Annotated in this window: 14 protein-coding genes; 6 read left to right on the plus strand and 8 right to left on the minus strand. The window is 67.5% G+C overall.

Features of this window, described 5'->3' with window-relative positions; genetic code table 11:
* Positions 1 to 57: 57 nt before the first annotated feature.
* A complete protein-coding gene (gyrB, locus tag Q0D93_RS09985; RefSeq protein WP_294393461.1) occupies positions 58 to 2,526 on the plus strand; it encodes a DNA topoisomerase (ATP-hydrolyzing) subunit B in 2,469 nt (822 codons plus the stop codon).
* 48 nt (positions 2,527 to 2,574) lie between these two features.
* Here the strand turns inward: gyrB and Q0D93_RS09990 are convergent, their stop codons facing one another.
* The 3 genes from Q0D93_RS09990 to Q0D93_RS10000 all read right to left on the minus strand — a co-directional run bounded on the left by Q0D93_RS09990 (position 2,575) and on the right by Q0D93_RS10000 (position 7,897).
* A complete protein-coding gene (locus tag Q0D93_RS09990; protein WP_294393464.1) occupies positions 2,575 to 4,356 on the minus strand; it encodes a glycoside hydrolase family 15 protein in 1,782 nt (593 codons plus the stop codon).
* 115 nt (positions 4,357 to 4,471) lie between these two features.
* Entirely contained in the window at positions 4,472 to 6,256 is a 1,785-nt protein-coding gene (locus Q0D93_RS09995) for a thiamine pyrophosphate-requiring protein (protein ID WP_294393466.1), read from the minus strand.
* Between the two features lie 183 nt (positions 6,257 to 6,439).
* On the minus strand, positions 6,440 to 7,897 hold the full coding sequence (locus Q0D93_RS10000; protein WP_294393469.1) for a hypothetical protein: 1,458 nt from the start codon (positions 7,895 to 7,897) through the stop codon (positions 6,440 to 6,442).
* 186 nt (positions 7,898 to 8,083) lie between these two features.
* On the opposite strand from Q0D93_RS10000, the gene Q0D93_RS10005 reads away from it, so the two are divergent.
* Positions 8,084 to 9,655 carry a sodium:proton antiporter gene (locus Q0D93_RS10005; protein ID WP_294393472.1) on the plus strand — a complete coding sequence of 524 codons (1,572 nt, stop codon included), beginning with the start codon at positions 8,084 to 8,086 and terminating at the stop codon, positions 9,653 to 9,655.
* A 117-nt stretch (positions 9,656 to 9,772) separates the two neighbouring features.
* Here Q0D93_RS10005 and Q0D93_RS10010 read toward each other — a convergent pair whose 3' ends face one another.
* On the minus strand, positions 9,773 to 10,042 hold the full coding sequence (locus tag Q0D93_RS10010) for a hypothetical protein (protein ID WP_294393474.1): 270 nt from the start codon (positions 10,040 to 10,042) through the stop codon (positions 9,773 to 9,775).
* A 211-nt stretch (positions 10,043 to 10,253) separates the two neighbouring features.
* Between Q0D93_RS10010 and Q0D93_RS10015 the strand changes: the two genes are divergently transcribed.
* Positions 10,254 to 10,535, plus strand: coding sequence for a hypothetical protein (locus tag Q0D93_RS10015; RefSeq protein WP_294393476.1), 282 nt, complete (start codon positions 10,254 to 10,256; stop codon positions 10,533 to 10,535).
* On the opposite strand, the gene Q0D93_RS10020 is transcribed toward Q0D93_RS10015, so the two are convergent.
* On the minus strand, positions 10,532 to 10,783 hold the full coding sequence (locus Q0D93_RS10020; protein WP_294393478.1) for a hypothetical protein: 252 nt from the start codon (positions 10,781 to 10,783) through the stop codon (positions 10,532 to 10,534). The genes Q0D93_RS10015 and Q0D93_RS10020 overlap by 4 nt on opposite strands.
* Entirely contained in the window at positions 10,780 to 10,998 is a 219-nt protein-coding gene (locus tag Q0D93_RS10025) for a hypothetical protein (protein ID WP_294393479.1), read from the minus strand. The genes Q0D93_RS10020 and Q0D93_RS10025 overlap by 4 nt, the downstream gene beginning before the upstream one ends.
* Before the next feature lie 106 nt (positions 10,999 to 11,104).
* Here Q0D93_RS10025 and Q0D93_RS10030 point away from each other — a divergent pair, with 106 nt between their 5' ends.
* The 3 genes from Q0D93_RS10030 (at position 11,105) to Q0D93_RS10040 (ending at position 13,933) form a co-directional block, all read left to right on the plus strand.
* Entirely contained in the window at positions 11,105 to 12,397 is a 1,293-nt protein-coding gene (locus Q0D93_RS10030; RefSeq protein ID WP_294393481.1) for a homoserine dehydrogenase, read from the plus strand.
* A gap of 68 nt (positions 12,398 to 12,465) precedes the next feature.
* Positions 12,466 to 13,437, plus strand: coding sequence for a class II fructose-bisphosphatase (gene glpX / locus Q0D93_RS10035; RefSeq protein ID WP_294393483.1), 972 nt, complete (start codon positions 12,466 to 12,468; stop codon positions 13,435 to 13,437).
* 301 nt (positions 13,438 to 13,738) lie between these two features.
* The gene (locus Q0D93_RS10040) at positions 13,739 to 13,933 is read left to right on the plus strand and encodes a hypothetical protein (RefSeq protein WP_294393485.1); all 195 of its coding nucleotides are present in this window, start codon (positions 13,739 to 13,741) and stop codon (positions 13,931 to 13,933) included.
* Here Q0D93_RS10040 and Q0D93_RS10045 read toward each other — a convergent pair.
* The gene (locus tag Q0D93_RS10045) at positions 13,894 to 15,210 is read right to left on the minus strand and encodes a dipeptidase (protein ID WP_294393489.1); all 1,317 of its coding nucleotides are present in this window, start codon (positions 15,208 to 15,210) and stop codon (positions 13,894 to 13,896) included. The two genes, Q0D93_RS10040 and Q0D93_RS10045, sit on opposite strands and share 40 nt — an antisense overlap.
* 43 nt (positions 15,211 to 15,253) lie before the next feature.
* Positions 15,254 to 15,976: a metallophosphoesterase gene (locus Q0D93_RS10050; protein WP_294393605.1), complete on the minus strand. Its 723-nt coding sequence runs from the start codon at positions 15,974 to 15,976 to the stop codon at positions 15,254 to 15,256.
* Positions 15,977 to 16,051: the final 75 nt, after the last annotated feature.

The following is a 16,051-nucleotide window of genomic DNA, read 5'->3' on the forward strand; positions in this document are numbered from 1 at the left end:
CGCCCGCGCCCGTCCATTTCGCTTGGGTTTCGACCCCGGAATCCCTATATAATCGCTATGGCAACCGATCCCCAGACCAACGAATATGGCGCCTCTTCGATCAAGGTGCTGAAAGGCCTCGACGCGGTTCGCAAGCGTCCCGGCATGTATATCGGCGACACGGACGACGGATCGGGCCTGCACCACATGGTGTTCGAGGTCAGCGACAACGCGATCGACGAGGCGCTGGCCGGCCATTGCGACCGGATCATCATCACCCTCAATCCCGACGGATCGGTGTCGGTCGAGGATAATGGCCGCGGCATCCCGACCGGCATCCACCCGGAAGAGGGCGTGTCGGCGGCGGAGGTCATCATGACCCAGCTTCACGCCGGCGGTAAGTTCGAGAATACGTCGGACGACAATGCCTACAAGGTGTCGGGCGGCCTGCACGGCGTGGGCGTTTCGGTGGTGAACGCGTTGAGCGAGCATCTCGACCTCACCATCTGGCGCGACGGCGAGGAGCATTTCATGCGCTTCCGCCACGGCGACGCCGAAGCGCCGCTGAAGGTCGTCGGCCCCGCGCCGGCGGGCAAGAAGGGCACCAAGGTCACCTTCCTGCCCAGCCCCGCCACCTTCAAGATCACCGAGTTCGATTTCGAGAAGCTGGAGCATCGCTACCGCGAGCTTGCCTTTCTCAACTCGGGCGTCCGCATCTTCCTGGTCGACGCGCGCCATGCCGAGCATCAGGAGCATGAGCTGTATTACGAGGGCGGCATCGGCGCGTTCGTGAAGTATCTCGATCGCGCCAAGGCGCCGCTGTTCCCCGATCCGATCTCGGTCACCGGACAGCGCGACGATATCGGCATCGACGTCGCGCTGGAATGGAATGACAGCTATTACGAGCAGGTCCTCTGCTTCACCAACAACATCCCGCAGCGTGACGGCGGCACCCACCTGGCGGCGTTTCGCGCGGCGCTGACCCGCACCCTCAACGCCTATGCCGACAAGTCCGGCATGATGAAGAAGGAGAAGGTCAGCCTGACCGGCGACGACATGCGCGAGGGGTTGACCGCGATCGTCTCGGTCAAGCTGCCCGATCCCAAGTTCGGGTCGCAGACCAAGGACAAATTGGTCTCGTCCGAGGTGCGCCAGCCGCTGGAAAGCCTGATGGCCGACAAGCTTGCGGAATGGCTGGAGGAAAATCCGCATCACGCCAAGTCGATCATCCAGAAGACGATCGACGCCGCCGCCGCCCGCGAGGCCGCCCGCCGGGCGCGCGAGGCCAGCCGCAAGAGCGTGATGAGCATCGCCTCCCTCCCCGGCAAGCTGGCCGACTGCCAGGAGCGCGATCCGTCCAAGTGCGAACTCTACCTGGTCGAGGGTGACTCGGCCGGCGGATCGGCCAAGCAGGGCCGCGACCGGCATACGCAGGCGATCCTGCCGCTGAAGGGCAAGATCCTGAACGTGGAGCGTGCCCGTCTTGATCGGATGCTGTCGTCCAAGGAGGTCGGTACGCTGATCCAGGCGCTCGGCACCGGTATCCGCGACGAATTCAACATGGAAAAGCTGCGCTACCACAAGATCGTCATCATGACGGACGCAGATGTGGACGGCGCCCACATCCGCACCCTGCTGCTGACCTTTTTCTACCGGCACATGCCCGACATCATCGAACGCGGGCACCTGTTCATTGCCCAACCGCCCCTGTTCAAAGTCACCAAGAACCGACAGGATCGCTACCTGAAGGATCAGGCGGCGCTCGACGCCTATCTGCTCGACAATGGCCTGTCCGGCGTGATGCTGGAGGGCGGCGAAGGGCAGCGGGGCGGCAACGACCTGCGCAACCTGGTCGAACATGCGCAGCGCATGGCGCGGCTGATGGCTTACGTGCCGCGCCGTTACGCGCTGGATGTGGTAGAAGCGCTGGCGCTGTCCGGCGCGCTGAACCCCGAATTGTCAGACCGCAGCAGTGTGGCGGCTGCCGTCGCCGGCTGGCTGGGCCGGGCCGATCCAGAAGCCAAATGGGAAGTGGAAGCCACCGAAGAAGGCGGCTTCCATGCCCGCCGCATCTGGCGCGGCGTGACCGATCACCATGTGATCGACGCCGGCTTCGTCCACTCCGCCGAAGCGCGCAAGCTGCACGCGCTGGTTGCCGAGCAGGCGGACAGCTACGCAACCGTCGCGCGGCTGGTGCCGATCGGCAAGGTCGAGGCGGAGGAACCGGCGGAGGATGGCGAGGACGCACCCATCGCCGACACCAAGGGCGTCAAGCGGATCGCACGCCCGTCCGAACTGCTGGAAGCGGTGCTGGCCGCCGGTCGCAAGGGCGCAGCGATCGCCCGCTACAAGGGCCTCGGCGAAATGAATGCGGAGCAATTGTGGGAAACCACGCTGGATCCGAACAACCGCTCGATGCTCAAGGTCGAGGTGGCGCAGGCGGACGTGGCTGATGAGATCTTCACCCGCCTGATGGGCGACGTGGTCGAGCCCCGCCGCGAGTTCATCCAGGAAAATGCGTTGAGCGTCGCCAACCTCGACGTTTGAGCCGAGTCACAGACCGATGTGCGCCGTCCTCATCGGGGACGGCGCACATTATCGTTGCTGCCGTTCCCGGGCGGGTCCACCCGTCTTGCCGAGGCTCAGCGCCGACGCCACCAGCGAGAGATGCGACAGCGCCTGCGGGAAATTGCCCATCAGCCGGCCGGTGGACAGCGACACTTCCTCCGACAACAGTCCCAGATCGTTGGCGGTCGCGCAGAGCCGGTCGAACAGCTGGCGGGCATCATCGTGGCGGCCCTGCAGCCCGTACACATCGGCCAGCCAGAAGCTGCAGGCGATAAACGCCCCCTCGTCGCCGCCGACGCCGTCGTCAGTGTCTTCGGTCGCGTAGCGGAGGACATAGCCGCCCACCATCAGCTCCCGCTCGATCGCCGCGACGGTGCCGACGATGCGTGGATCGTCGGGCGGCAGGAAGCCGACCAGCGGCAGCGCCAGCGTCGCGGCGTCCAGCGCATCATCGTCGTAAGCGCGGACGAAGCTGTTGCGCGCCGTGCTGAACCCGCGTTCCAGCACCTCCGCCTTCACGGCATCGGCGAGGTCGCGATAATGCCGCGCCAGCTCCCTGTCCTGCTCGAACCAGGTCGCGGCGCGGTCGAACGCGACCCAGCACATCACCTTGGACTGGACATGGTGGCGCGGCGGGCCACGGCTTTCCCAGAAGCCCGCATCAGGCTCCCGCCACAGATCCTCGGCCTTTTTCACCAGCAGGCGGAACAGGGCATCGTCGCCATCCCGCTGGCGATGGTGGCAGGCGAGCAGCAAGGTGTTGAGTATCTCGCCATAGACGTCGAGCTGGAGCTGATCGATCGCGGCATTGCCGATCCGCACCGGGCGCGATCCGTTGAAGCCGGCCAGCCACTCCGCCTCCCACTCCTCCGCATGGCGATGACCGGTAACGGTGTAGAGCGGCCGGACATCGACCGGCTCGCCCGCCAGCGAGCGGCGGAGCCAGCCGGTCCAGGCCCGCGCCTCCTCCTCGAACCCGGCATGGTGGAAGGCCAGCAGGGTGAAAGTGGCGTCGCGCAGCCAGCAGAAGCGATAATCCCAGTTGCGCGTCCCGCCCGCGCCTTCGGGCAGGGAGGTGGTGGGGGCTGCGACCATGCCGCCGGTCGGGCGATGCACCAGAGCCTTGAGCGTCAGCAGGGAGCGGGCGACGATCGCGCGGTCGGGGCCGTCATAGTCCAGCTTGGCGATCCAGTCCCGCCAGAAACGCTGCGTGTTGGCAAGGTCGTGGGGCGGATGGAGCGGCTCCGGCTCCTGTCCGTGCGACGGATACCACGTCATGGTGAAGCAGACCCGCTCACCCGCCGCCACATCGAACCGGCTGGTCAGGGTGCCGCAATCATGGGTCACGTCGGCATCGGCGCGCAGCACCACCGCATTGGGACCGGCTACCGCGAACACCTCACGCGGCGAGCGGACCTCCACCAGCGGCCGGACCTGCCCATAGTCGAAACGCAGCGCCAAGGTTGAACGGATGGTGGTCGTGCCCCAGCGCCCCTCCACGATCCGCACCACGTCCGGCGCCTCGCCCCGGATCGGCATGAAGTCGATCAGGGTCACGCCGCCGCCGTCGGTCTCCCACACAGTCTCCAGGATCAGCGTGTCGTCCTGATAACGCCGCTCGGTCCGGACGATTTCGCCCTCCGGCGCGATCCGCCAATGGCCGTTGTCCTCGTTCCCGAGCAGAGCGGCGAAGCATGCCTCCGAATCGAAGCGCGGCATGCACAGCCATTCGATCGATCCGTCGCGCGCAACCAGGGCGGCCGTCTCGCCGTCCCCGATCATGCCGTAATCCTCGATCCGCTTCGCCATGCCTGCATCCTACGCCGCCGCGCACCGGGTCACGCGCCGGACGCTTCATAACCGGCGGGTGCCCCGCGCGGGGTGACAAAGATTGTCTTAGCCGACGGTGCCCGTGCGGCGCGTGTCAATCACCCGGCAGGATGTGGTGCAGCACCTGCCGCGCCGTATCCTTGATCAGCGACGCCTCCTCCGGGTCGCCCTTGACCAGCATCGACATGAAGCTTTTCGCCTGGGTCAGGTTGATGTGCGGCGGCAGCGGCGGCACTTCGGGATCGCACTTCACCTCCAGCACCACCGGCACGCGGGCGGCCAGAGCCTCGTCCCAGGCGGCCCCCATCCGGTCGGGATCGTCGCAATAGATGCCCTTTAGCCCGATCAGCTCAGCGAACTTGTGATAGGGCACGTCGGGCAGGTTCTGCGTCGCCTCGAACTTGGGATTGCCCTCCATCACGCGCTGTTCCCACGTGACCTGGTTCAGATCCTCATTGTTCAGCACGCAGACGATGAAGCGCGGATCGGCCCATTGTCGCCAATATTTCTGGACGGTGATCAGCTCCGCCATGTTGTTCATCTGCATGGCGCCGTCCCCGACCGAGGCGATCACCGGCCGCCCCGGAAAGGCGAACTTGGCGGCGATGGCATAGGGCACGGCCGCGCCCATGGAAGCGAGGCCGCCCGACAGCGATCCCATCATGCCGCGCCGCATCCTGATGTCGCGGGCATACCAATTGGCGCAGCTGCCGGAATCGCTGGTCAGGATCACGTCGTCGGGCAACCGCTCGCTCAGTTCGGTGAAGATGCGTTGCGGATTGACCGGGTCCGCCTTGGCATGGGCGCGTTCGGTCACGACCTGCCGCCAATCGTCGTTCCAGCCCTTGATGGTATCCCGCCAGCTATCGTCCTCCTTGGGGCGGAGCAGCGGCAGCAGGGCTGCCAGCGTCAGCCCGGCGTCGCCCTCCAGATTGAGCTCCATGGGGTAGCGGATCGACAACATGCCGGGGTCGAGGTCGATCTGCACCCCGCGCGCCTGGCCTTCCTTGGGCAGGAATTCGGAATAAGGGAAACCCGACCCGACCATCAGCAACGTGTCGCATTCCATCATCAGGTCATAGCTGGGCTTGGTGCCGAGCAACCCGATCGATCCGGTGACCCATGGCAGGTCGTCTGGCAGCACCTGCTTGCCGAGCAGGGCCTTGGCCGCGCCCGCGCCGAGCCGGTCGGCAACGGCGATCACCTCGTCCGTCGCCTCCTTCGCGCCCGCGCCGACCAGGATGGCGACCTTGCGCCCGGCGTTCAGGATCTCCGCCGCGCGGGCGAGATCCGCCTCCTGCGGCACCACCCGCGGCCGGCTCCAGCCGACGCCGGAGAAGACCGCGCCATGTTTGCGCGGCGGCTCCTCCATGGTCATTTCCTGAAGGTCGTTGGGGAAGATCAGGGCGGTGACGCGGCGGTGCCCCAACGCGATCCGCACCGCGCGGTCGGTGATGTGCCGCACCTGCGCGGGCACGCTGGCGGTGGCGACGAACTCGCCCGCCACGTCTTTGAACATCGACTGGAGGTCCAGCTCCTGCTGGTAATGCGCGCCGATCGCGGTGCGCGCCTGCTGGCCGGCAATGGCCAGCACCGGCATATGATCCAGCCGCGCATCGTAGAGACCGGTCAGCAGGTGTGCCGCGCCCGGCCCGGACGTGGCGATGCACACGCCCAGCTCGCCCGTGAACTTGGCATGGGCGGATGCCATGAAGGCCGCCATCTCCTCATGCCGGACCTGCACGAATTCGAACCGGTCGCCGGCCCGGTCCAGCGCACCGAGCAGCCCGTTGATGCCGTCTCCAGGGTAGCCGAAGATCCGCCTGACACCCCATTGGTGCAGCCGATCCCAGAAGAAGTCGCCGACGGTTTGGGCCATGGATCCTGTCCTCAACGCTTTCCCTGTAAACGGGCGGAGCGTCGGGGCCGTTCCCCGTCGGGCCATGCGAAACCGCCGGCTTTCGCACCGGGGAACGCGGTCGCCGTTCAGGCCGGGGCCGTTATGGCCCGCGTACAACCGACGCGCCCCGAAGGCCGCGCATATCGGCCGGCAACCGCATCCTTATCCCGGATATGCTCCACGCTCGCGGACCTTGGCGGGGCCGATTTCCTGCAGCAGCATGTCCATCATCGGATAGGGCTGTTTCAGGCCGGTATTCGGGATCGCGCCCCAGAAGCCATATTGGCTGCCAGGGCCGGCCAGGTCGTAGAAGCTCCAGTGGCGCACGCCGGCGGCCGTCCCTTCATGGATCATGCGGCGCACGATCTCGGCCGCTTCCCGGCTGTGCAGCACCCGGCCGGTAAACTCGGTCACGGCCGGACGGTCCTCCTTGGAGATGAAGGGCGCCTGCGTGTAGATGCTGGTGTTGTACTCGTAAGCCCACAATTCGGCGCCGATGCTGTCCGCCAGCTTCTTGTGCTGGGCGAATAGCGGCGCGCGTGCGACCCGGCGCTGTTCCAGATAGGCGAGCGCGCCCGCGACATCGTTGCGGTCGGAGAAGCCCTTCCAGACGGTCTGCATCTCCTCCTTGTTGCTGATCCCGATATAGGGCGCGACCGTCCAGGCGCGGATCAGGCTACGCGGGGCACCCGACTGGTCCCAACCCCGCATGATCTTGGTAAAACGGGCGGGAGTGGCCCACTGGCCGTTGAGCGCCCATTGCGCGCGCGGCGTTATCCTGGCGACCACCCTGGCCGCCTGACCCGAGCGCAGCCCATAGACCTCGTCCGGGTCGCCCAGCGCCTTCACATATTTGTAGTTGTTGGGAATGCCGCCCCAGGATTCGTTGGACCATTCCAGCACCAGCTTGCGCTTGCTGTCGAGCGTCGCGGCGATCGTCCGCACTTCCTCGACGATCTGCGCCTCCGTCATGTCGCGGTGGATGTTCCACCACATGTCCGCGCCCAGCATGTTGGACAGCAAAGCCGCGTCCTTCGCATGGCGGGCGGGCAGTCCCGGGAAGGCGCCGTCATTGTCGCCCCAACTCTTGAACCGGATCATGCCGAACGGCTTCAGCCAGTAGATATAGTCCGGCCGGAAGATCTCGCCCTTCTGGTAGCGCGGCAGCAGGGAGGTCTCGACCATCACGAAGCTGACCGGGCCGGTGCCGGCCGGGTCCAGCTTCGCCTGCACGGTATTGTCCGACGGCGCTGTCAGCGTGACCGTGCCGCGATTGCCGTTGAACTTGACGGGCACGTTGCGGAGGCTGAGCGCCTTGATCTCGCCCTTCTTGATGATCGTATAGCTGCGCGTGCCCGGCATCACCGGAAACATGCTGATCACCCGCCCGACATTGTTGCCGAGCGGCCAACCGTCCGCCCCGACGCTGGCCGGGGTCCGGTCGGCGTTCGTCCACGGGCGGTGCAGCTGTGCCTGGTCCAGGAACGGCTCGGCCGACGTGTAATCGCGAAACTGCGAGACGTGGATGCCATGCAGCGGGGTTGCAAAGGCGGGCGCGGGCGCGAGTGCCGGCGTACACAGGAGCGCCAAGGCGGAGCCGAACACGGGCAATATTCTCAAGTGCGATCTCCTGGCTGGCGCGGATCATGGCGGCGCCTGCTGGTCCACGCGCCCCCGCTGTCATGCCGACATCGATGGTTTCTACAGCGGATCGGCGGCACTGGATAGGCGACGGGCCGCTTGCGCCGTCCCGCCTGCCATGCGCGGACAAAATACGGTGCTCGCTCGATCGGGCGGAGCCCTCCGGTGTCGCGGTCGTTAACCAGCGTGCGCCTTTTCCAGACCCTCGATGCGATCCTGCTCGCCGCGCTGATGCTGCTGGTGGCGGCGCGCCGGTTGAACATTCCCTACCCGACGCTGCTGGCCGGCGCGGGGCTGGGCGTCGCCGCCCTGCCGCTTGCGCCCAACATCGCGGTGGACCCCAGCCTTGCCCTGGCGCTGTTCATCGCGCCCGCTCTGTTGCACGCGGCCTATCACACCAGCCCGCGGGCCTTGCTGCGCTACTGGTTTCCGCTGCTGTCGCTGGCCGTGTTCGCGGTGATGGTGACGACAGGGGCGGTGACGCTCGCCGGGATGGCGGTCGGCGGCCTGCCGCTCGCATCGGCGCTGGCGCTGGGGGCAATCGTCGCCCCGCCGGACGCCGCCGCGTCGGAGGCGGTGGTCAGCGAGGTCGGCATACCCCGGCGCGGCCTGTTGATCCTGCAGGGCGAAAGCCTGCTCAACGACGCTACCGCGCTGCTTCTGTTCGGACTGGCCCTGACCCTGTCGGCGGCGGGCGTGGGGGAAAGCGAGTCGCCATGGATGCTGGCGGCGGAGGCGCCGGGCGGCATCCTGTTCGGGCTGGCGGTATCCTGGGGCTACCTCCGCATCATTCCACTCTTCTCGGGCACGCTGGGATCGAGCCTGGTCGACTTCGCCGTCACCTTCGCGGTGTGGCTGGTGGCGGAACGGCTGCATCTGTCGCCCGTGCTGGCGGTGGTGTCGTTCGGCATGATCATCTCGCAATATCGTCCGATCAACCAGTCCGCGCGCGACCGCGTCCAGACCTCGGCGGTGTGGGCGGCGGCGATCCTGGTGCTGAACGTGGTCGCGTTCATGCTGATGGGGCTGCAATCGCGCGAGGTGCTCGGCCGATTGGCGCCGCAGGAACGGTGGCCGATGATCGGTTTTTCCCTGCTGATCCTGGCGACGGTACTGGTCGTTCGCGTCGCCTGGATCCTGCTGATCCGCTGGCTGGAGGGCTTTGTCACCCGGCGGTGGAGCCCGTCCTGGCTGCCCGAGCCGCCGCCCTGGAAGGCGGCCCTGGTCATTTCCTGGTCGGGTATGCGGGGGCTGCTGACGCTCGCCACGGCCTTCGCCTTGCCGGCCGCGCTGCCCGGACGGGACCAGATCGTGCTGGCGGCGTTCACCGTGGTGATCGGTACATTGGTGATCCAGGGCCTGACGCTCGGGCCGCTGATCCGCTGGCTCCGGATCGGGGAGGATGCGCAATTGGGCGAAAAGATCGCCACCGCGCGCAAGCAACTGATCGAGGCGGGCCTTACCACGCTCGGCACGCGCGACGACGCGGCGGCACGGGCACTGCGCACCCGTTATGGCGCGGCCGGCCATGTGGCGGCCCACGCGGACGATCCGCAGGCCGCGTCCGATTTCGACCGGCTGCACCTGGAGGTGATCGCCCGGCAACGTACCATGCTGCACGACATGCGCCGCCAAAGCATCGTCGCCGACGATGTCTACCGGCGGTTGCAGGAGGAGCTGGACTGGTCGGAGATCGACGCGCGATCGTTCGCGGACAACAAGCTGCAGGCTACCTGACCGGCGCGGCGCAGCGCGGCGTATAGCGCAGGCCGATCGTCGCAGCCGGACATTGCCACACAGACAAAAGGCGGAGCCTTGCGGCCCCGCCTCTTGGCTTCATTCAGGAACGGTCGATCAGCGGCTGGCGAGCTGCACCGCACTGGCCTTGGGCGCCGGATAGGACACGCGCTGGCCGTCGATGTAGCCGGTAACGTAGCCCTTCTTGACGCGAAGGTCGAACGGCTTGCCGCTGTTGCGATCGACACCCTTGATGATGCGGACATCGCCCTGGTTGCTGACGGTGCCGACCACATCCATGCCGTCGCGCTGGAAAGCGAGCGGGGCATCGGCAAAGGCGGGAGCGGCGGTGAACAGGGCGGCGAGCGGAAGAACGAACTTGATCATGGCAATCTCCATCGGATTGGACTTGCCCTCTCGCTGGTCTTTTTGTCGTTGTGCACCGCAACAATATTATTCGCATGTGCAGTAGGCAATTTGGAAGCGCGCGACGGCGCTTGCATAAACCGCAGCTGTAAACCGCCATTAGCCATATGCGGCGGAATGGGGATCAGTGCGTTGGGTGAAACGAATTGGACCGATATGAAGGGGAGATCTGATGCAAGACGACCAAACCACCGCGCCGACCCCGCTGCCGCCCGCCGCGCAGGCGCCCTATCCGGCTCACCCCGCGCCGCAGCCGCGCGTCGACCTGCCGGTCGCCAAGAAGAACAACGCCGAGGCAGCCGTGCCGACCGCCTTGGGCGCGCTGGGCATCACCCTGATCGGTGGCGCGGTCGCGGGTGCGATCGGTCTGCTGATCGCAGGGCCGCTGCTCGCACGCAAGGCGAAGCCCGAGCCGAAGGCCCGGACCCGCCGGACGCGCAAGGCGCGCGACTAACGGCTGTTATGTGATGACGCGTCGGCACCCGTTCCCACGGGTGCCGGGCGGCTGGGTTGCAGGTCGCCGGCATCGCCGCTCGCCGCATCCGAATCGAAATCTTCCGGCGTGCCGCCGCCGCCCGCCCCCGCACCGGAGCCATGCACTTCGCCATTGGCCGGAAAGGTGGGGTGATGGCCGCGCTCCAGCGCGCCGCCGTCACCCTGGACCTCACCCTGGACCTCACCCTGGTCGGGACGCCCGGTCATAGCGGCTTTGTCGCGGGGTTGCTCTGTTCGGCGATGTCGGGCCCGATCCCGCCTTGCGCGCCCGCGCCACCCATCTTGCCGAGGCCGGTGTCCACGCGGTCGCCCTGCTGGCCGAATTGCGCACCGCGGGCCGCCTCTTCCTGCAACAGGGCGCTGCGCTGCTCGTCCGTCATCGCCTCGACATCGTCCGGCGTGTTGGTCTGCTGGTCGGTCATCGTCTCTCTCCTTCGGACGGGACAAGAACGAGGGGCAAGGCGGCCCGTTCCAGCCGGATGGGGGCAGGCAGGTTGCAACGGCAGCACGCACCGCTAGGGTGCCGCCATGACAGAGAAGCTGCGGATCGCCCTTGCGGGGCTCGGCACCGTCGGTGGCGGTGTGGTGAAACTTCTGGCGGAGAACCAGGCGCTGATCGAACGCCGCGCCGGCCGCGGGATCGCGCTGGTCGCCGTATCCGCCCGCGACCGCAGCCGCGACCGCGGCATCGACCTGTCTGGGGTGGAGTGGGTCGACGATACCGCCAGCCTCGCCGCCCGCGACGATGTGGATGCGGTGGTGGAGCTGATCGGCGGATCGGATGGTCCCGCCTTGACGCTGGCCCGTACCGCGCTCGCCCGGGGCAAGGCGCTGGTCACCGCCAACAAGGCGATGATCGCGCACCATGGGCTTGAGCTGGCGGAAGCGGCCGAGCGCGCCGGCACCGCCCTGAAATATGAAGCGGCGGTGGCGGGCGGCATTCCCGTCATCAAGGGCCTGCGCGAGGGCGCGGCCGCCAACGCGATCCACCATGTCTACGGCGTGCTGAACGGCACCTGCAACTACATATTGTCGACCATGGAAACGGCCGGGCGGGACTTTGCCGACGTGCTCGCGGAGGCGCAGGCGCTGGGCTATGCGGAGGCGGACCCCAGCTTCGACATTGACGGCATCGATGCCGCGCACAAGCTGTCGATCCTCTCCAGCCTGGCGTTCGGCACCACCATCGACTTTCCGAGCGTGGCCGTCACCGGCATCCGCCACGTCATTGCCGCCGACATTGCCGAGGCGGCCGCACTCGGCTTCAAGGTGCGCCTGGTCGGCCTGGGCGAAGCGGGGACCAAGGGCCTGTTCCAGCGCGTCCACCCCTGCCTGGTGCCGATCGACCATCCGCTGGCGCATGTCACGGGATCGCTGAACGCGGTGGTGGCGGAGGGCAATTATGTCGGCCGGCTGCTGTTCCAGGGGCGGGGTGCGGGCGAAGGGCCGACCGCCAGCGCGGTGGTGGCCGACCTGATCGACATCGCGCGCGGGGAATATGGCCCGGCTTTCTCCATGCCGGTGCAGAGCCTGGCCACGGCGGAAACAGCGCCGGCGGGCGAGCGGCGGGGGCGTGCCTATCTGCGCTTCACCGTCGCGGACAAGCCCGGCGTGCTGGCCGAGCTTACGGCGGCGATGCGCGATGCCGGCGTGTCGATCGAAAGCCTGATCCAGCGCGGAGCCGCCGCCGACGGCAGCGTGCTGCTGGTGATGGTGACGCATGACGGGCCGGAACGCTGCGTCGCGGCCGCGCTCGACCGGCTGCAGGGCTCGTCCAGCCTGCTCGGCGCACCGATGCTGATGCACATTCTGGACAGCTGACCGGCCGCTTCTCGACTTTGTCACGGGTGCGGCCTAGCGTCGCCCGCAGATAAAAGGGGAGACGGGCCATGGCGGTTGAACCATCGAAAACACTCGATCGCGTGCTGGTGCTGGAGATGGTCCGCGTGACCGAGGCCGCCGCCATCGCCGCCTCCGGCCTGATCGGACGCGGCGACGAGAAAGCGGCGGATGCAGCGGCGGTGGAAGCCATGCGCGCCGCCTTCAACGACCTCGACTTCGACGGCACGGTGGTGATCGGCGAGGGTGAGCGCGACGAGGCGCCGATGCTCTATATCGGCGAAAAGGTCGGGCGCGGCACCGGTCCCAGGATCGACATCGCGCTGGATCCGCTGGAAGGCACCACCATCACCGCCAAATCGGGCCCGAACGCGCTGGCGGTGCTGGCCATCGCGGAGGAAGGCGGTCTGCTCAACGCGCCCGACGTCTATATGGAGAAGCTGGCGATCGGCCCCGGCTATGCGCGCGGGCTGGTCGGGCTGGATCGCACCCCGACCGAGAATGTGCAGGCGCTGGCAAAGGCCAAGGGCGTCGACTCGCACGAGATCATCGCCTGCGTGCTCGACCGGCCGCGCCATGACAAGTTGATCGCGGAGCTGCGCCAGATCGGCTGCGGCATCATGCTGATCCCCGACGGCGACGTCGCCGGCGTGATCGCGGTCACCGACCCGGAAACCACCATCGACATCTACCTGGGATCGGGCGGCGCGCCGGAGGGGGTGCTGGCGGCGGCCGCGCTCGCCTGTGTCGGCGGACAGTTCCAGGGCCGGCTGCTGTTCCGCAACGAGGATGAGCGCGCCCGCGCCCGCAAATGGGGCGTGACCGACCTCGACCGCGTGTACCAGCTGGAGGATCTGGTGAAGGGCGACGCCATCTTCGCCGCCACCGGCGTAACCGACGGATCGCTGCTGCAAGGCGTCAAGCGGCGACCGGGCTGCGTGTCGACCGAAAGCGTGGTGATGCGCGCCAGTTCCGGCACGGTGCGCTGGGTGCGCGGCGAACATCGCAAGCGCAAGGCATGATCCGCCAACTCCGGATGAACGACGCCATCTGTTAGGATATTCCACCAGCCATTCACGCCGATACCGGCACGATGCGCTCTGCGACGAACTTGGCACGCTCCCTGCAACAATGAAGACATCGCCGGATCCACGGCGATGCATCCAGGGAGAAACACCATGAACATCGTCCTGTCCTCGCTCGCCGCCCAGTTCGGCATCGGCTTTGTCACCTTCGTCGTCAGCGCCGCCTGCATCCTGTCGGCGACCGCCCCAGTCCAGATGATCGGCTGAGGCGCGCGCCCTCTCCGGTGGAGAAGCAGACATGATCCAGCATCACGGTATCGGGGACACGTCGCACCGGTCCTTCCTGCTCGGCGCCTGTGCCCAGGCGGCCGGGCAGAGCGGGCTGCCGCCGATCGCGATCCGGGCAGCGGCGGTGGTCGCCCTGTGCCTGTGGCTCCAGCTGACGATCGCGCTCTATTGCGTGGCTGCCGTCGCGTTCCGGCTACGCGCCTGAGTGTCGGGCGCGGGGGGCGGCGCGCCGACGGTGGCCGTGCCGGGCAGTTCACCCTTCATGGATGCGGCGACCGCCTCCGCCGCCGCCATGACCCGCAGGATATTGCCCCCGGCAAGCTTGGCGGCGTCAGCGTCTGTCCAGCCCCGGCGCAGCAGCTCGCCGATCAGCGCCGGATAGGTCGCCACGCTGTCGAGCCCCTCGGGCAGGGCGTTTTCCACGCCGTCGAAGTCGGAACCGATGCCGACATGATCGACGCCCGCTACCTTGGCGACATGGTCGATATGATCGGCCACGGTCGACAGCGTGACCTTGGGCGCCGGATGCGCCTTGTCCCATTCGGCCAGCGCCGCCGCCGCCTTGTCGGGCTGACCGATATACAGGCCGCCAAAGGGCGGCGCGTTGAGCCGGGTCTGCTCGGCGCGGCGATCCGCCGACCAACGGCGATAGTCGTCGGACACATAGGCGAGCGCATAATTGACCATCACCACCCCGCCATTCGCGGCGACCATCCGCAGCACATCGTCCGACACGTTGCGGGGATGGTCGTCCAGCGCCCGGGCCGAGGAATGGGAGAAGATGACCGGTGCCTTGGAGACGCGGAGCGCGTCCCGCATGGTCGCTTCGCTGACATGGCTGAGGTCGACCAGCATGCCCAGCCGATTGAGTTCGTGCACCACCGCCTCGCCAAAGGGCGTCAGCCCATCGTGCGCGGGCGTATCGGTCGCGCTGTCCGCCCAGGAGATGGTGCGGGAATGGGTCAGCGTCAGATAGCCGGCGCCCAGCTCATGATAGGCACGCAGCACGGACAGGCTCTCGTCGATCTGCCCCCCGCCCTCCACCCCGATCAGCGAGGCGATACGCCCCGCCTTGTGGATGCGGCGCACGTCGGCGGCGGTCCGCGCCAGCGCGAAGCTGTCGGGATAGCGCGCCGCAATCTGCTTCACGAGATCGATCTGTTGGAGCGTATCCTTGATCTGCTCCAACGGCGGCAGCGCCGGCGACACATAGACCGACCAGAAGGTGCCCCCGACCATGCCCGCGTGCAGGCGGTCGATGTCGTTATTGTAGGGCACGGGCTTGCGTTCCAGCCCCTGTGTCAGGTCGATCGTCCAGCGGCCCTCGCCCTCCCGCTCGCTCAACGCCTCCGCCCAGTCGTTATGACCGTCGATCAGGGGCGTGGCCCTGAGGATGCGGGCGACGCGCGCCGTGATCGGGTCGGCCGGCGCGGCGGCGGCGGGCATGGCGAGCAGGGCGGCGGCAAGGATCAGGTGGCGCATCCGACCAGGATGGCCTGCCCGCCCGCCATCGGCAAGCGTCGCGTCACATGGTGCGCGCGGTGACGTCCAGCCGACCGCGACCGATCGCGATCTCGTTGAAGGATGGCGGCGTGCTGCGCACCCGGCGGGACAATGTGCCCGCCCCGATCAGGCGGATCGTGCGTCCGGCATGACGATGCTCGACGTCGAACGCATCATGGACATGGCCGCTCAGCACGGCATCGGCGCCGGCCTCGGCCAGCATGGTCAGGGCTTCCGGGCCACGTATGGTATCGCCGTGGCCGACGAAATCGGTGCGGATCAGCGGGTGATGCGCCGCGATCAGGGCGGTGGAGCCGGCGGGCTTGTCCGCCAGCATGGCTAGTGCCGCCTTCAATCCGCTCCTGGACACGCGCCCATGCGACAGGTTGCGCAACTGGAAGCGCGCGGTGGTCTTCAGCGGGACGACCAGCACGCCCGGCAGGTCCAGTTCGGCCTCGATCATCGATTCCACCGCCTGGTAGCGGCGATAGGGGTTCAGCAGGCGGGCGAACGGGTTGAAATAGGGCAGATCGTGGTTGCCGACCTCCACCGTGACCGGCACGTCCAGGCTCTTCAGCCAGGCTCCCGCCGCCTCGAACTCGTGCGATCGCGCGCGCATGGTGAGGTCGCCGGTGCAGACCACCGCGTCCGGTCGTTCGGCGTGCACCATGTCGGCGAACCAGCGGACCGCCGCCTGGTCTTCGCGGCCGAAATGAATGTCGGAGACGTGGAATAAACGGGTCATCACTGGCGGACGCATGGCGCGCCTCCCCGGTTCCGCTAAAGGACGCCCCTGATCGAGGAGACAGCCCGCTCATGC

This window comes from uncultured Sphingomonas sp., from assembly GCF_934560975.1.
GTDB lineage: Bacteria > Pseudomonadota > Alphaproteobacteria > Sphingomonadales > Sphingomonadaceae > Sphingomonas_I.

Coding starts and splice junctions, on each gene's coding strand:
- gyrB (WP_294393461.1), top strand. CDS start 58: ATGGCAACCGATCCCCAGACCAACGAATATGGCGCCTCTTCGATCAAG.
- Q0D93_RS09990 (WP_294393464.1), bottom strand. CDS start 4,356: ATGGCGAAGCGGATCGAGGATTACGGCATGATCGGGGACGGCGAGACG.
- Q0D93_RS09995 (WP_294393466.1), bottom strand. CDS start 6,256: ATGGCCCAAACCGTCGGCGACTTCTTCTGGGATCGGCTGCACCAATGG.
- Q0D93_RS10010 (WP_294393474.1), bottom strand. CDS start 10,042: ATGATCAAGTTCGTTCTTCCGCTCGCCGCCCTGTTCACCGCCGCTCCC.
- Q0D93_RS10015 (WP_294393476.1), top strand. CDS start 10,254: ATGCAAGACGACCAAACCACCGCGCCGACCCCGCTGCCGCCCGCCGCG.
- Q0D93_RS10020 (WP_294393478.1), bottom strand. CDS start 10,783: ATGACCGGGCGTCCCGACCAGGGTGAGGTCCAGGGTGAGGTCCAGGGT.
- Q0D93_RS10025 (WP_294393479.1), bottom strand. CDS start 10,998: ATGACCGACCAGCAGACCAACACGCCGGACGATGTCGAGGCGATGACG.
- Q0D93_RS10030 (WP_294393481.1), top strand. CDS start 11,105: ATGACAGAGAAGCTGCGGATCGCCCTTGCGGGGCTCGGCACCGTCGGT.
- glpX (WP_294393483.1), top strand. CDS start 12,466: ATGGCGGTTGAACCATCGAAAACACTCGATCGCGTGCTGGTGCTGGAG.
- Q0D93_RS10040 (WP_294393485.1), top strand. CDS start 13,739: ATGATCCAGCATCACGGTATCGGGGACACGTCGCACCGGTCCTTCCTG.
- Q0D93_RS10045 (WP_294393489.1), bottom strand. CDS start 15,210: ATGCGCCACCTGATCCTTGCCGCCGCCCTGCTCGCCATGCCCGCCGCC.
- Q0D93_RS10050 (WP_294393605.1), bottom strand. CDS start 15,976: ATGACCCGTTTATTCCACGTCTCCGACATTCATTTCGGCCGCGAAGAC.